12 protein-coding genes are annotated in these 12,826 nt (G+C 39.1%); 6 read left to right on the top strand and 6 right to left on the bottom strand.

Annotated elements, in window-relative coordinates:
- Nucleotide 1 precedes the first annotated feature (1 nt).
- Nucleotides 2-3,901: an autotransporter assembly complex protein TamB gene (locus HMPREF2732_RS00255; RefSeq protein ID WP_070589911.1), complete on the top strand. Its 3,900-nt coding sequence runs from the start codon at nt 2-4 to the stop codon at nt 3,899-3,901.
- Nucleotides 3,902-3,909: 8 nt separating this feature from the next.
- Complete coding sequence (gene ppx / locus HMPREF2732_RS00250) at nt 3,910-5,454, top strand: exopolyphosphatase (protein WP_070589906.1); 1,545 nt, start codon at nt 3,910-3,912, stop codon at nt 5,452-5,454.
- Nucleotides 5,455-5,476: 22 nt separating this feature from the next.
- On the opposite strand, the gene HMPREF2732_RS00245 is transcribed toward ppx, so the two are convergent.
- Nucleotides 5,477-5,842: a hypothetical protein gene (locus tag HMPREF2732_RS00245; protein WP_049364267.1), complete on the bottom strand. Its 366-nt coding sequence runs from the start codon at nt 5,840-5,842 to the stop codon at nt 5,477-5,479.
- A 111-nt stretch (nt 5,843-5,953) separates the two neighbouring features.
- Between HMPREF2732_RS00245 and HMPREF2732_RS00240 the strand changes: the two genes are divergently transcribed.
- From HMPREF2732_RS00240 to purT, 4 genes are all read left to right on the top strand, one after another.
- Entirely contained in the window at nt 5,954-6,553 is a 600-nt protein-coding gene (locus HMPREF2732_RS00240) for a beta-phosphoglucomutase family hydrolase (RefSeq protein ID WP_070589900.1), read from the top strand.
- Entirely contained in the window at nt 6,553-7,032 is a 480-nt protein-coding gene (locus HMPREF2732_RS00235; protein WP_070589897.1) for a YqaA family protein, read from the top strand. The genes HMPREF2732_RS00240 and HMPREF2732_RS00235 overlap by 1 nt, the downstream gene beginning before the upstream one ends.
- Nucleotides 7,033-7,288: 256 nt before the next feature.
- Nucleotides 7,289-7,792 (top strand): S-ribosylhomocysteine lyase, encoded by a 504-nt coding sequence (luxS, locus tag HMPREF2732_RS00230; protein WP_005694994.1) that lies wholly within the window; start codon nt 7,289-7,291, stop codon nt 7,790-7,792.
- A gap of 9 nt (nt 7,793-7,801) precedes the next feature.
- Nucleotides 7,802-8,983: a formate-dependent phosphoribosylglycinamide formyltransferase gene (gene purT, locus HMPREF2732_RS00225; protein WP_049368181.1), complete on the top strand. Its 1,182-nt coding sequence runs from the start codon at nt 7,802-7,804 to the stop codon at nt 8,981-8,983.
- Between the two features lie 209 nt (nt 8,984-9,192).
- On the opposite strand, the gene HMPREF2732_RS00220 is transcribed toward purT, so the two are convergent.
- The 5 genes from HMPREF2732_RS00220 to HMPREF2732_RS09945 all read right to left on the bottom strand — a co-directional run.
- Nucleotides 9,193-9,381, bottom strand: coding sequence for a hypothetical protein (locus HMPREF2732_RS00220; protein WP_049368180.1), 189 nt, complete (start codon nt 9,379-9,381; stop codon nt 9,193-9,195).
- Nucleotides 9,381-10,364, bottom strand: a complete 984-nt coding sequence (locus tag HMPREF2732_RS00215) for a hypothetical protein (protein WP_070589894.1) — start codon at nt 10,362-10,364, stop codon at nt 9,381-9,383. Before HMPREF2732_RS00215 ends, HMPREF2732_RS00220 begins: the two co-directional genes overlap by 1 nt.
- A gap of 301 nt (nt 10,365-10,665) precedes the next feature.
- Complete coding sequence (gene imm45 / locus HMPREF2732_RS00210; RefSeq protein WP_070589886.1) at nt 10,666-11,007, bottom strand: Imm45 family immunity protein; 342 nt, start codon at nt 11,005-11,007, stop codon at nt 10,666-10,668.
- A gap of 191 nt (nt 11,008-11,198) precedes the next feature.
- Nucleotides 11,199-11,852: a hypothetical protein gene (locus tag HMPREF2732_RS00205; protein WP_070589881.1), complete on the bottom strand. Its 654-nt coding sequence runs from the start codon at nt 11,850-11,852 to the stop codon at nt 11,199-11,201.
- Nucleotides 11,821-12,826, bottom strand: a 1,006-nt coding sequence (locus HMPREF2732_RS09945; protein WP_261673752.1) for an HINT domain-containing protein, incomplete at its 5' end; no start/stop codon positions are given. The genes HMPREF2732_RS00205 and HMPREF2732_RS09945, both read right to left, overlap by 32 nt.

Raw genomic sequence — 12,826 nt, 5'->3', positions numbered from 1 at the left:
TATGACTATGTCTGAACAAGAAACACAACCAGATAACCAAACCACACAACCCGTTAAAAAGAAAAAGACCTGCCGTAAAATTTTATGTGTCGGAAGTGCGGTCATTTTTATTCCTGTTTTAGGCTTAGTCACAGCACTGTCTTTTGATAGTGGACAACGTGCACTTATTCAACTCGCCGATAAAATGCTCGATAGCTTATCTATTGAGCAAGTCAGCGGTGGCTTACAAGATGGTTTAGTCTTAGAAAATTTACGTTTTCAAACAACCGGCGTAGATGTGGCACTCCCTAAAACGCGATTACAACTGAATTTAGCTCGTTTACTTTCGGGTGATATTATTGTTGATGATCTCAGCTTAACGCAGCCGAAAATTGCCATTGATACCAGTGTCATGCCACCTTCTGAAGAGAAACAAACGGAAAGTGGTCCAATGGAAAAAATCCATTTACCGGTTTCTGTGCAAGTGAAAAATGTGGCGATTACTGACTTTGATATGAAACTCGATCAAAGCAATATTACGTTTTCGTCTTTTCAAAGTGCGATCAGTTTAAACAATGAATCTGGCCTTACCCTTGAGCCCACCAGGCTTTCAGACGTGCTTTTCTCAACTGTCTCCCAAACTCAACCGAATACACCTCAACCTGAGAAAAAAGAACCCGCTAAACCCGTTGATTGGGCGCAAATTGAGCAAACACTCACACCGGCTTTTTTAGGTAATTTAAATGCGGTGAACTTGCCTTTTGATATGCACATTCCAAGTTTTTTGGGTACAAACTGGCAATATCAATCGCTCAATGAAAAAGGCGAAGAAATCCAAAAAATCACTGTGCCTAAAGTGGAATTGCAAGCAGATGCCACCGATCATTTAGTGAAATTACAAAAACTCGACATTGACAGCTCTCTTGGTACACTTTCTAGCCAAGGGCAACTCCAGCTCAATGACGATTTTCCAGTTGATCTCACATTAAAATCTGATCTCCAAGCATTTAAATCAAAAGACAAAACCATTCTGCCTGCCAGCAAAGTTGATCTCAATTTATCGGGCTCCTTGAAAAAAACGACCGAACTTTCGTTAACCACACAGGGGGTGCTTGATGCCACCTTAACGGGTGATGTGAAACTGGCCGAAGATAAAATGCCATTAAATCTGCAGTTAAAAGCAAAAAAAGGTCAATATGCTTTTGCAGACAGCCTAGCACCGCTCAAAATTAACGATGTTGATATCAAACTCACAGGCGATTTATTGAATTATCACGCAGAAGTTGTTGGTGGCGTGGAGGGGATGGATCATATCCCTCATACTCACGTTGATTTGAATGCAGACGGTAAACTCTACGAAGTCACCCTCAACGAATTAAAACTTGCTGCCCTCGATGGTACCGCACGTTTAACGGGTTCCTCAAACTGGAAAGATGGCGCACAATGGGATGTGACGGCTGATTTAAACAAAATAAACATTCGTCCTTATGTGCCTGCCATGCCAGCCGTATTATCGGGCAAAGTGAGCTCACAAGGTTCCGCAGATTCCAATCATTGGAAAGTGGATGTGCCTACCGTGGATTTAACGGGTAGCCTCTCCTCTCGTCCATTAAGCTTGAAAGGTAGTGTCTTTTTAAGTAATGAAACTTTATTAAACATTCCTGATTTATTGCTGAACTATGGCGATAACCGCATTGCGGCAAAAGGTATATTAGGTGATAAATCAAACTTAGATTTAGATATCAACGCACCAAGCTTACGTGGACTATGGCAAGATTTAGCGGGTTCCGTAGTTGGTAAAGCACAGATTTTAGGGAAACTTACTGCGCCAACCATTAATACTGATTTAACGGCACAAGGCTTGCACTTCCAAGGATTAGACTTATCCAAAGCCTTAATTAAAGGTAATGTTGTCAGTGAACCACAAGTGAAAGGTGAACTTACCGTCAAAGCGGAAAACTTCCGTTATGGTGACAGCATCAAATTACATAATATTGATTTGAATGCATCAGGTGATGAAAAACATCATACGCTCACCTTAAAATCAAAAGGTGAGCCCGTTGCAGCTGATTTACAAATCGCGGGGAATTTTGACCGCACATCTCAGCAATGGAAAGGCAATTTAAGCCAAGTGAGCCTAAACTCACCTATTGGTGATTTTAAAGTGAATCAAACTATTCCGGTGACTTATGATAATAAAAAAATCCAAGCCACCATTGGTTCACACTGCTGGATTAACCAAGATTTAGATCTGTGTTTTCCACAACAATTTACGGCAGGGAAAAATGGCGAAGTCCCTTTTGAGCTTAAACGTATTAATTTAGATTTAGTGAATAAATTGATGGGACAAGACACGCTCAAAGGCCAGTTACAAAGCCGAGGTAAAGTGGCATGGTTCACGGATAAACCATTACAACTAAATTTGGCAGTAGAAGGTAATAACATTGGTGTAGCACAAAAATTAGACTACCGCACCTTTAAGCTAGATATTCCTAAATTAAGTGTGAATGCCGATATTCAAAATAACAATTTAACCTTGAAATCAGACATTAACGTTCAGAATCAAGGTCGAATCGGCACAGACTTAAAAATTAATGATTTAAGTAAAGGCCGTCAATTAGGCGGTACCTTTACTATTGAAGGTCTACGTTTATCCTTAGCCAATCAACTTTTCTCCAGCGGTGAAAGCATAGATGGTGAAGTGGTCTCACGCTTAAGTTTCGGTGGTAATTTAGAAAAACCATTATTAAATGGCAATTTCGACATTCGAAATGTGAAAACAAAACTGAAAAGCCTGCCTTTTGATGTGACTGATGGCCAAGTGGCAATTCGCTTTAATGGCACCTCTTCAACCTTAAATGGTCATGTTCAAACACCAGATAGCAAACTCAATATTAATGGACAAGCTAACTGGGCGCACATGAATAATTGGACGGCAGAAGTCAGAGCGCAAGCAGATAACTTCAAAGTCGATATTCCGTCTATGGCGAAATTAAAAGTCAGCCCGAATGTGGTTGTCAAAGCGTCACCAAAACTCTTAGATTTAAGTGGTAATGTGGATATTCCTTGGGCAAGAATTGCTATTGAAAGCTTACCGGACAATGCTGAACCAGTGAGTGAAGATGAAGTCATTTTAAATGGCCCAAGAAAAAGTAAAGAAGAGCTCATTAATCGCCAATTTGCTTCAGAAACCAAATCTGGTATGCAAATTCAATCTGATTTAAAAATTAAAATCGGCGACGATGTGCATTTAAATGCCTATGGTTTAAAAACGAATTTGGATGGTTTACTTTCGGTGAAACAGGATAAAGGCAAATTAGGATTATTCGGTCAAATTAACCTGAAAAATGGTCGTTATGCCTCTTTTGGACAGGACTTATTAATTCGTAAAGGACAAATCAGCTTCGCCGGTTTACCTTCACAACCGATGTTAAATATTGAGGCGATTCGTAACCCAGAAGCCATGGAAGACAGTAAAGTGACCGCAGGGGTAAAAGTGATTGGTATGGCATCTAGCCCACAAGTCACGATTTTCTCTGATCCAGCCAAATCTCAAGACCAGGCACTTTCTTATTTATTAACCGGTCGCTCATTAGAAAACAGCGGTGAAGCAGGCTCTAGTGGTTCTGTCGGTGCGGCATTACTCGGTTTAGGTTTAGCGAAAAGTGGTAAAGTCGTCGGCGGTATTGGCGAAGCCTTTGGTATTCAAGACTTAAACTTAGGCACTGCCGGTGTTGGGGATAGCTCCAAAGTACAAGTTAGTGGTAATATTGGTAAACGCTTACAAGTGAAATACGGTGTAGGATTGTTTGATGGCTTAGCCGAAGTGACTTTACGTTACCGCTTAATGCCGCAACTTTATTTCCAATCGGTTTCCAGTACAAACCAAGTTTTTGATTTATTGTATCAATTTGAATTTTAGGAAAGGACATGCATAACGACAAGCAACTGGCTCAACTCGCAGAACCTCATCATCGAGGTGAGGCCCGGGAGATTGCCGCCATTGATTTAGGCTCAAACAGCTTCCACATGATTGTGGCGCGGATTATCAATGGTTCGATTCAGGTGCTTTCTCGTTTAAAACAAAAAGTGAGACTTGCCGACGGCTTAGACGAGCACAATGTATTAAGCCAAGAAGCCATTGAGCGTGGTGTAAATTGCCTTGCGCTTTTTGCTGAACGTTTACAAGGCTTTGCGCCGAAAGATGTGAATGTCGTCGGCACTTATACCTTACGAAGAGCGGTCAATAATGACGAATTTTTACGTCAGGCTGCCGCTGTTTTTCCTTATCCCATTAATATCATTAGCGGTCAAACTGAAGCCAAAACCATTTATGCGGGTGTTTGCCACACTCAACCCGAAAGCGGACGTAAACTGGTCATCGATATTGGTGGTGGCTCGACCGAAATGATCATCGGTGATGATTTCACCCCTTTAGTGGCGGAAAGTCGCCACATGGGCTGCGTCAGCTTTGCCAAAAAATTCTTCCCGAATGGACAAATTTCCAAAGAAAACTTCGAGCAAGCTCGCCAAAGTGCGGTCAATAAAATTGAAGATTTAAGCTGGGAATATCGCAAACTCGGGTGGCAATCAGTGTTAGGCTCATCGGGCACCATCAAAACCGTCTATCAAGTGATTACCGCAACCCTTGACCCGAACGGCATCATCACCGCTGAACGCTTACAAAATTTAATCGAGCGAACCTTACAAGCTTCCCATTTTGAAGAGCTCAATATTGCAGGATTAAACCCTGATCGCGTGGATGTTTTTGTGCCAGGCTTAGCCATTTTAAGTGCTGTTTTTGACGTATTTGGCTTAGAAAATATGCGCTATTCTGACGGCGCTTTGCGTGAAGGGGTAATTTATAGCTTAGAAAAAAACTTCCAAGTTTCAGATATCCGTACACGTACCGCATTAGGACTTGCCGAACAATTTAATTTAGATTTAGCGCAAGCCGATCGCGTGGCAAATAGTGCGAAAACCTTAATTGATCAATACACCCATTGGCAAAAACCGCATCTTGCTGATGAAATGAAAAACCTACTGATTTGGTCAGCGCGCTTATTAGAAGTAGGCATCGTAATCAATCATCGAAATGTGCAAAAACATTCCGCTTATATTCTGCAAAATATGGAATTACCGGGTTTTGATCGCGAGCAGCAACGCTTATTGGTGAATTTAGTTCGTTATCATACGGGTGCATTTAAAAAGAATGATTTACCGATTTTTGCTCGTTATGCAGATGAAGATGTCCTTGTTTTACTGCTTCTTTTACGCATTTCGGTGATTTTAAATAAATCTCGCCAAGCAACAGATAGCACGGATAAAATTAACCTCAGAATTGACCGCTCTTTACAGACTTGGGAACTGACCTTTGAGAAACATTATTTGGATAACAATCCATTAGTGTGGAATGAGTTACGCTTAGAAAGCAATTTACTCAAAGATTTAGAACTCAGTTTGATTTTTAACTGATAGAATAGGGGCTTCCATGCCCTTATTTTTTATCTTGCTCCAACAGCAAGCTATAAATATTGGCGAGATAATAGCTCTGCTCGGCTTCGGGAATTTCTTGTGGAATAAAAGAAAGCAAATCGTGGTGAATTTCCAAAACATCAGGGAAAATGACCGCACTTTGCATTTCATCATAAAAGGATTGATGAAGCGGGGAAACGCAACCGCCTCGTTTTAAGCGGGCAAGGCTGTTGGCAATATGCAATAAGAGTGTGATGACGGTCGGAATGGACACATCAATGCGCCAATGATGCTCTAGGCGACTTTGCAAAGTCAGAATAATATCAATAACGTCCTGATCAATCTGACCGCGAATTTTCCAACGGGTTAATTGTTTGAGTAACGACATAACATTCCTTTTTGAGATAGGATAACTTTACCGCTATTTCATAAAATTACCAGTGCACAGATCACAAAATTGAAACAAAGTGAAAAAATTTACTAACTAGGAAAGCAATAAATGATAGATAACAGACTTTTTGAAAAATATGATGGCCTTATTTTTGATATGGATGGCACCTTAATCGACACCATGCCAGTGCACGCCCGCGCGTGGAGTATGGTAGGGGAACAATTCGGTTATCGTTTTAACAGCCAAATTATGTATGATTTGGGTGGCGCAACCGTAAGCACTATCGCCTCTGCTATTATGCAAGATGCGGGTATGCCACAAGAGCATTTAAATGAAGTGATACAAGCAAAACGCAAACTTTCTTATGAATTGATTCCAACAGAATCAAAATTACTCCCAACCTTTGACGTGGTGCGTCATTACTATCAACAAAAGCCAATTGCGCTTGGTTCAGGTTCGAACCGCCAAATGATTGATATGTTGATGCAAAAATTAGACATCAAACATTACTTTAACGCCATTGTCAGTGCAGATGATGTGAAAGAACATAAACCGCATCCAGAAACCTTTTTACGCTGCGCAGAACTGGCAAAAGCTGAACCATCACGTTGTATCGTCTTTGAAGATGCTGATCTCGGCGTGCAAGCAGGACTAAGTGCAGGGATGGATGTGTTTGATGTCAGAACGCGCGAGATTATTAGAGCCTAATGTGGGACATTTTCTCTTTCAACTTTTTGGTTGATTTTTGGCAAACCCATGGCTTATGGTTGATATTTTTCAGCGCTTTCTTAAGTGCCACCATCTTGCCGGGTAATTCAGAAATTGTGTTTGTTTCCCTTGCCGCCCCAAAAGTATTGGTCGGGTCATTATTAAGTGCGGATATTTTTTGGCTTGTTTTTCTGGCAACCGCAGGCAATACACTGGGCAGCCTCACCACTTACTGGATTGGGCGATGGTTTCCGAAAATTGACAGCAAAAATGACCGCACTTTATGGGCGATAAACAAAATACAACGCTATGGCGCCATCACTCTATTATTGAGCTGGTTGCCTATTATCGGGGATGTGTTTTGTGCGGTAGCCGGTTGGCTTCGATTGAATTGGCTAAGTTGTTTGATTTTTATGACGATTGGAAAAGGACTACGTTATATTGCCTTGCTCTTTTTCAGTTTACCTTTCGTGTCATAGCCATGAATAGCCTTTGTGCATAACCTGGTTGTGGGCTAGAATAAAGACGAATTAATATTCAACAGATAAAAAAACGCCCCTTATCGAGTAAGGGGCAAATAACCTAAGGAACCAATTTTATTAAAACAACTGCAAGTTGCTTGTTCTATAAGACCGACGCTAAAAAGAAAAGTTCAAAGAAATTGTAAAAAAATGTAAAAAAATTTACAAAAACTTGCAATTAATTTACAAATCACTGATTTTCAAGGAAATAAATATGCCATTACTCGATAGTTTTAAAGTAGATCACACCCGTATGAACGCACCTGCCGTGCGTGTAGCCAAAACCATGCGTACCCCAAAGGGCGATGACATCACCGTTTTTGATCTTCGTTTTTGCATTCCAAACAAAGAAATTCTCCCACCAAAAGGGATTCACACCCTTGAGCATTTATTTGCGGGCTTTATGCGTGACCATTTAAACAATGACAATGTAGAAATTATCGATATTTCCCCAATGGGCTGTCGCACAGGTTTTTACATGTCATTAATTGGCACACCAAACGAGCAACAAGTGGCTGATGCATGGTTAGCTTCTATGAAAGATATTTTAACCGTGCAAGATCAAAACCAAATTCCTGAATTAAACGAATACCAATGTGGAACTTACACCGAGCATTCTTTAGAAGAAGCACATGATATTGCTAAAAATGTGATTGCTCGCGGTGTGGGGATTAATAAAAATGACGATTTAGCACTTGATGAATCTTTCTTAAAATAAGGACACAACATGACAACCCTAGGTACAGCATTAACCCCGAATGCTATTAAAGTGATGATGCTTGGCTCTGGTGAACTGGGCAAAGAGGTGGTGATTGAATTACAACGTTTAGGCGTGGAAGTGATTGCCGTTGATCGTTATGAAAACGCCCCAGCACAACAAGTGGCACATCGCGCTTATACGATTTCCATGCTAGATGGGGCAGCCCTCAAAACCTTAGTGGAAAAAGAGCGCCCAGATTACATCGTGCCGGAAGTGGAAGCCATCGCGACAGATACGCTGATTGAATTAGAAAAAGCAGGTTTTAATGTTGTGCCTACCGCCAAAGCCACCAAGCTGACGATGAATCGCGAAGGCATTCGCCGTTTGGCTGCCGAAGAGCTTGGCTTACCAACCTCACCTTATCAATTTGTCGATAACTTTGCGGACTTCCAAAGTGCGGTTGAAAAAATCGGTATTCCTTGCGTGGTAAAACCAATTATGTCTTCTTCTGGCCACGGTCAAAGTATTTTAAAATCCAAAGACGACTTACAAAAAGCCTGGGATTACGCTCAACAAGGTGGTCGCGCAGGCGCAGGACGCGTGATTGTAGAAGGGTTTGTTAAATTCGATTATGAAATCACCTTACTCACCGTTCGCCACATTAATGGCACCAGCTTCTTAGCGCCAATCGGCCATCGTCAAGAAGATGGCGACTATCGTGAATCGTGGCAACCACAAGCCATGTCTGATGCAGCCTTGAAAAAAGCACAAGAGGTCGCAGAAAAAATCACCACTTCATTAGGTGGTCGCGGTATTTTCGGCGTGGAAATGTTTGTGTGTGGTGATGAGGTTATCTTCAATGAAGTTTCCCCTCGACCACATGATACTGGTATGGTCACGCTAATTTCTCAAGAATTATCTGAATTTGCCTTACACGCCCGTGCAATTTTAGGCTTACCTATCCCAGAAATCACCTTAATTAGCCCATCCGCTTCCAAAGCCATTGTGGTAGAAGGTCAATCGAAAAACGTGCAATTTGGCAATATCACCGAAGTATTGGCTGAACCGCACACCAATATTCGCATTTTCGGCAAAGTCGAAGTCAATGGCCATCGCCGTTTAGGTGTCTTACTTGCTCGTGATGTTTCCGTAGAAAAAGCATTAGAAAAAGTAGAGCGCGCTTACGCGAAGTTGGATGTGAAATTATAAAGTTTGCTCAACTTAAATATCGTTGAAAATAAAAAGTGCAGTCAATTTTTAAGAGGTTTTAAAACCCTTTGGAAATTGACCGCACTTTATATCTAGATATTTTAAATTATATACCTTTTAGGTAGCTAAAAATTTAAAAGCCAATAAAAACCTAACGTCAGAAAACTTAATCTTTTGGATATATTACTGAAATACCTATCCATTAAAATTCAATGATCTATTTTTTCCCTACCTAAGATTCCTAATATAACAATAAAAAGTATATATAAATAAAATTTTTTTATAAAAGAGAAGAAATCCTGTACTCCTCCATATTCTATATATTCAAATAAATAAAAAATTGATGTAGCTAAAAAAGAAACTATAGCTACTTTTATTAGTGTAATAATAAATTTCATTATTCTCCTTTAGAAGGCTTATCTCTATTTATGCTTTCTTTATTATAATCAACAGCATTATTAACTGATGAAGATATAAATTTAGTCATTGTATCACTCAAACCAAATTTTTTACCTAACCCCTCAATGCTCATTGATATGCTATTAGATTTACCAGAATCATAAAAAGCATCGTTAGCACCTTTACCATCTTTAGCAATCCCTTTCAATGTATCAAGTCCTAAAGATTGCAATGGGTTTGCCGTATAAAAAGCGGAATCATAAGCTGCATTTACACCAACATTATATACAGAGCCCAAAACATCTGCTGGATTAGATAAACTTTTCGAGCCATCCATATAATAAAACGATTCACCTGCGACCCCTGCACCAGTACTGACACCAAGTGCTGTCTTATATGGTTTAGGCATTGAAGCTATAGCTTTCCCAGTATCAACAACCAACTCAGCTGGTCGATAAGAATAATAAATCCCTTGACTCACTAATTCCCGAGTTCCTTCAATACCTTCTCGTGCCGCTATTTTAGCTGTATTAACTCCTTTCGCAATAGCATCCGCATACGCAAGCTGTCCGTTGATATAGGCATTTGCTGCTTTTGTTAAAGTGGTATTGTAGGCTTTAATTCCCTTATCAACTAAATTAACATATCTTATCTGACCATCAATGTAAGCTTTTGTTGCCGCATCTTTGCCAAGACGTAACACTTGCCCCCCTTTATTAGCTAGAGTAATAGCCTCACCTCCAACTGTTGCGGCGGCTTTCTCCATGAGGGCAACACTTCTTACAACAGCAGTTCCACTACCTAAAGCAAACATAGAGCCTGCCTCCAACCCATCCTTAACTGAATAAGCTATTTTCCCATTCGCTGAATTTTTATAATTCTCAGAAGCATCAAGTTCGTTCTTGACAGTATAATACATCTCTTCATCACGAGAATGTTTTTCTGAACGCCAACCTAGCCAGTTCTTACTCTCTTCAGGCAATGAATCCACCGCCTGTGATTTTTGGGTATTTGTTCCCCCAAGATGCGCGCATTTCCTAACGCGTGCCTAAAATATCGATTTCGTTTGATTCAGATTTTCACTATTTTTATGAATAATTTCAGTTTTTTTTATTTTTAGTTAGATATAAGCACGCGTTAGGAAACGCGCGCTATCTCGGGGCATACGTATCTGTTAAAAAGTGCGATCAAATTTTGAGAATTTTTAAAACTCTTTTAAAATTGATCGCACTTTAATCCAACAATTTGTTTTGTATAAGTTTAAATATAGCTTACTCTAGCTATTAGAATGGAAGTATTGAATCATTTTTTGATACAAAAACTTTGTCACACTCTTTATTTATATATAAATAATCATATATATTTTTTTCTACCCATTTTTTATCTAAAGAATAAATTGAATCTTTTTTAAAAGCCTCTTTAGGAAAAATAAACTCTATCTTCCCCGCCTTATAACCGGATATAGACAATAACCCAAGAGACCTTTCCGCATCCATTGTTTCAAATATAATAAAATCAATAACCTGATCTATATAATAATTCTCACCCTTATCTCGAATAAAAACTCTAAATATATCTCCAGACCATAATAATTCACTTTCATATTCTTCTAGCAAATAAAACATTATCAAACCTCAATTATTTTATATTTAACTTATGATTTCCAGCTGGCTTTATCATATTTCCCTCTATGCCAAGTGCGGTCAATTTTTGAGAGGTTTAAAAACTCTTTGAAAATTAACCGCACTTTATGTCCCAATTCAAACTGTATGCACCTTAAGTATCAAACAGTACTGGTATCTTTAGTCTAACTAACTTAACATTCTTTGAGCATGTTTTTCGAAGTCGCCAACTGATTAATATTCTCAGAAAAAACCACCTCAAACTTATCATCCTTTGAGCAAAAATTTAAGAATTCTATAGCCTTACTACAGTCATCACTTAAAGAAATGCAACCATACCCAATATCTTCATGCGGATATAATGCTATTTTTAATTTTGGATTAACTAGAAAACAATGATCTCCTACCACCTTATTATATTTATAAGCCATAGATAATTCACAAAAACTCAATATATCTTGTTTATCAAAACTCAATGACATTATATTAGCTGGAAATGGATATTTATTATCTTCATAGAAATCTTCAATAAGTCCATTATATGGGATTAATACTCCCATTTCTTTAGCCTTATTATAAACATTTTCATAATAAGAAATCTCTAAATCAGAAAACTCAGGGATAGAAGCACTATCATCATATGCTAATGCAGTTAGTAGAAAAAAATCATTGATAGAGTCTTTAAAAAAGGACTCTATCATTTTAGATGACATTTGTATTACTGATTGCATAGTAAGATCTCTTGCATAAAAGTAGCCAACCCAACCTGGGCTACTACTAAAATTATTAAAATTTATTTTATTAAAAGATATAACGCTATTTGTTGTCGAATTTAATGATTTTTCCATCACTTTTACCTATTGTAATCTTTCTTCTTACTTCTGGAGCATTCCCTTTTAATCCAACTTTCCACTCACCATTTTTATCTGAGTGAGAAGTATGACTTTCTGACCAAATTTCACCAGTATATTTATTTTTAAAATTTTTACCTCCTTTTAATTTAATGAAATCATCCGGATGAGTTGTTGGTGTTCTTACAATATCCCCTACGCTAGCACTATTAACTTTTTGTTTTGGCATATCCAGGAAACAATCATTATGCACCCACACCCCATCAAGGTCAGAATTCGCTCCTTTGATAAAGTAAGTGTGGTCAGTCTCAACTGTCAGGTTATATGCACTTAACTTCTCAGCCTTGATAGTGACACCTTTCACCATTTGCCAGTGATTATTTTCTGACAATAACTTATAGCCGGCTTTCAGATTTTGTGCATCTACCCATTGAGCGTTTTGGATTTCTCCGTTGTAGTGATGTCCCTCAGAACTCGGTACTAGCTCACCTTGATTTACCCGGGTAAAGAATGGATGAATTTTGTTTGAAACAATGGTTTGATGTTTGCCTTGTTCATCAATCACTTCTACATATACCGTAAAATCATACGGGTTGTTGTAGTGCGCTTGTACGCGCTGATAGGTCATTTGTCCTGTCAGTTCATTTTTCGCATAAACCTTATCTCCGACCTTAATAGATGCTATCGGCTTGTAACCTTGCTCGGTTTTCACTTCCATGTCACCACGGAAAGAACAAGTTTTAGGTTTTATCTTCGCGACATTAATACCTGAATGAGCTACATCAATCGTGCCATTTTTTAATTTAGCAATGGATTTAGTCATCGCCAATCCCGTACCACTTAGAACCACTCCCCCAGTTGAAACACCTTTCATTTTACCTTGGCGGTAACCTTGCATTTCACCCGCGAGTTTTGGGTTCTCTTGAAGGGCAAGCGTATAAGCCTCATCCCAATCTTTCAACGAGACCACA

The sequence above is a fragment of the Haemophilus sp. HMSC061E01 genome, assembly GCF_001810345.1.
Taxonomy (GTDB): Bacteria; Pseudomonadota; Gammaproteobacteria; order Enterobacterales; family Pasteurellaceae; genus Haemophilus_D.
Note: the sequence above shows the minus strand (reverse complement) of the source record. Positions and strands in the feature narration are given on the sequence as shown.

Excerpts from the sequence above, each read along its gene's own strand:
- HMPREF2732_RS00255 (WP_070589911.1), top strand. The coding sequence starts at position 2 with ATGACTATGTCTGAACAAGAAACACAACCAGATAACCAAACCACACAA.
- ppx (WP_070589906.1), top strand. The coding sequence starts at position 3,910 with ATGCATAACGACAAGCAACTGGCTCAACTCGCAGAACCTCATCATCGA.
- HMPREF2732_RS00245 (WP_049364267.1), bottom strand. The coding sequence starts at position 5,842 with ATGTCGTTACTCAAACAATTAACCCGTTGGAAAATTCGCGGTCAGATT.
- HMPREF2732_RS00240 (WP_070589900.1), top strand. The coding sequence starts at position 5,954 with ATGATAGATAACAGACTTTTTGAAAAATATGATGGCCTTATTTTTGAT.
- HMPREF2732_RS00235 (WP_070589897.1), top strand. The coding sequence starts at position 6,553 with ATGTGGGACATTTTCTCTTTCAACTTTTTGGTTGATTTTTGGCAAACC.
- luxS (WP_005694994.1), top strand. The coding sequence starts at position 7,289 with ATGCCATTACTCGATAGTTTTAAAGTAGATCACACCCGTATGAACGCA.
- purT (WP_049368181.1), top strand. The coding sequence starts at position 7,802 with ATGACAACCCTAGGTACAGCATTAACCCCGAATGCTATTAAAGTGATG.
- HMPREF2732_RS00220 (WP_049368180.1), bottom strand. The coding sequence starts at position 9,381 with ATGAAATTTATTATTACACTAATAAAAGTAGCTATAGTTTCTTTTTTA.
- imm45 (WP_070589886.1), bottom strand. The coding sequence starts at position 11,007 with ATGTTTTATTTGCTAGAAGAATATGAAAGTGAATTATTATGGTCTGGA.
- HMPREF2732_RS00205 (WP_070589881.1), bottom strand. The coding sequence starts at position 11,852 with ATGGAAAAATCATTAAATTCGACAACAAATAGCGTTATATCTTTTAAT.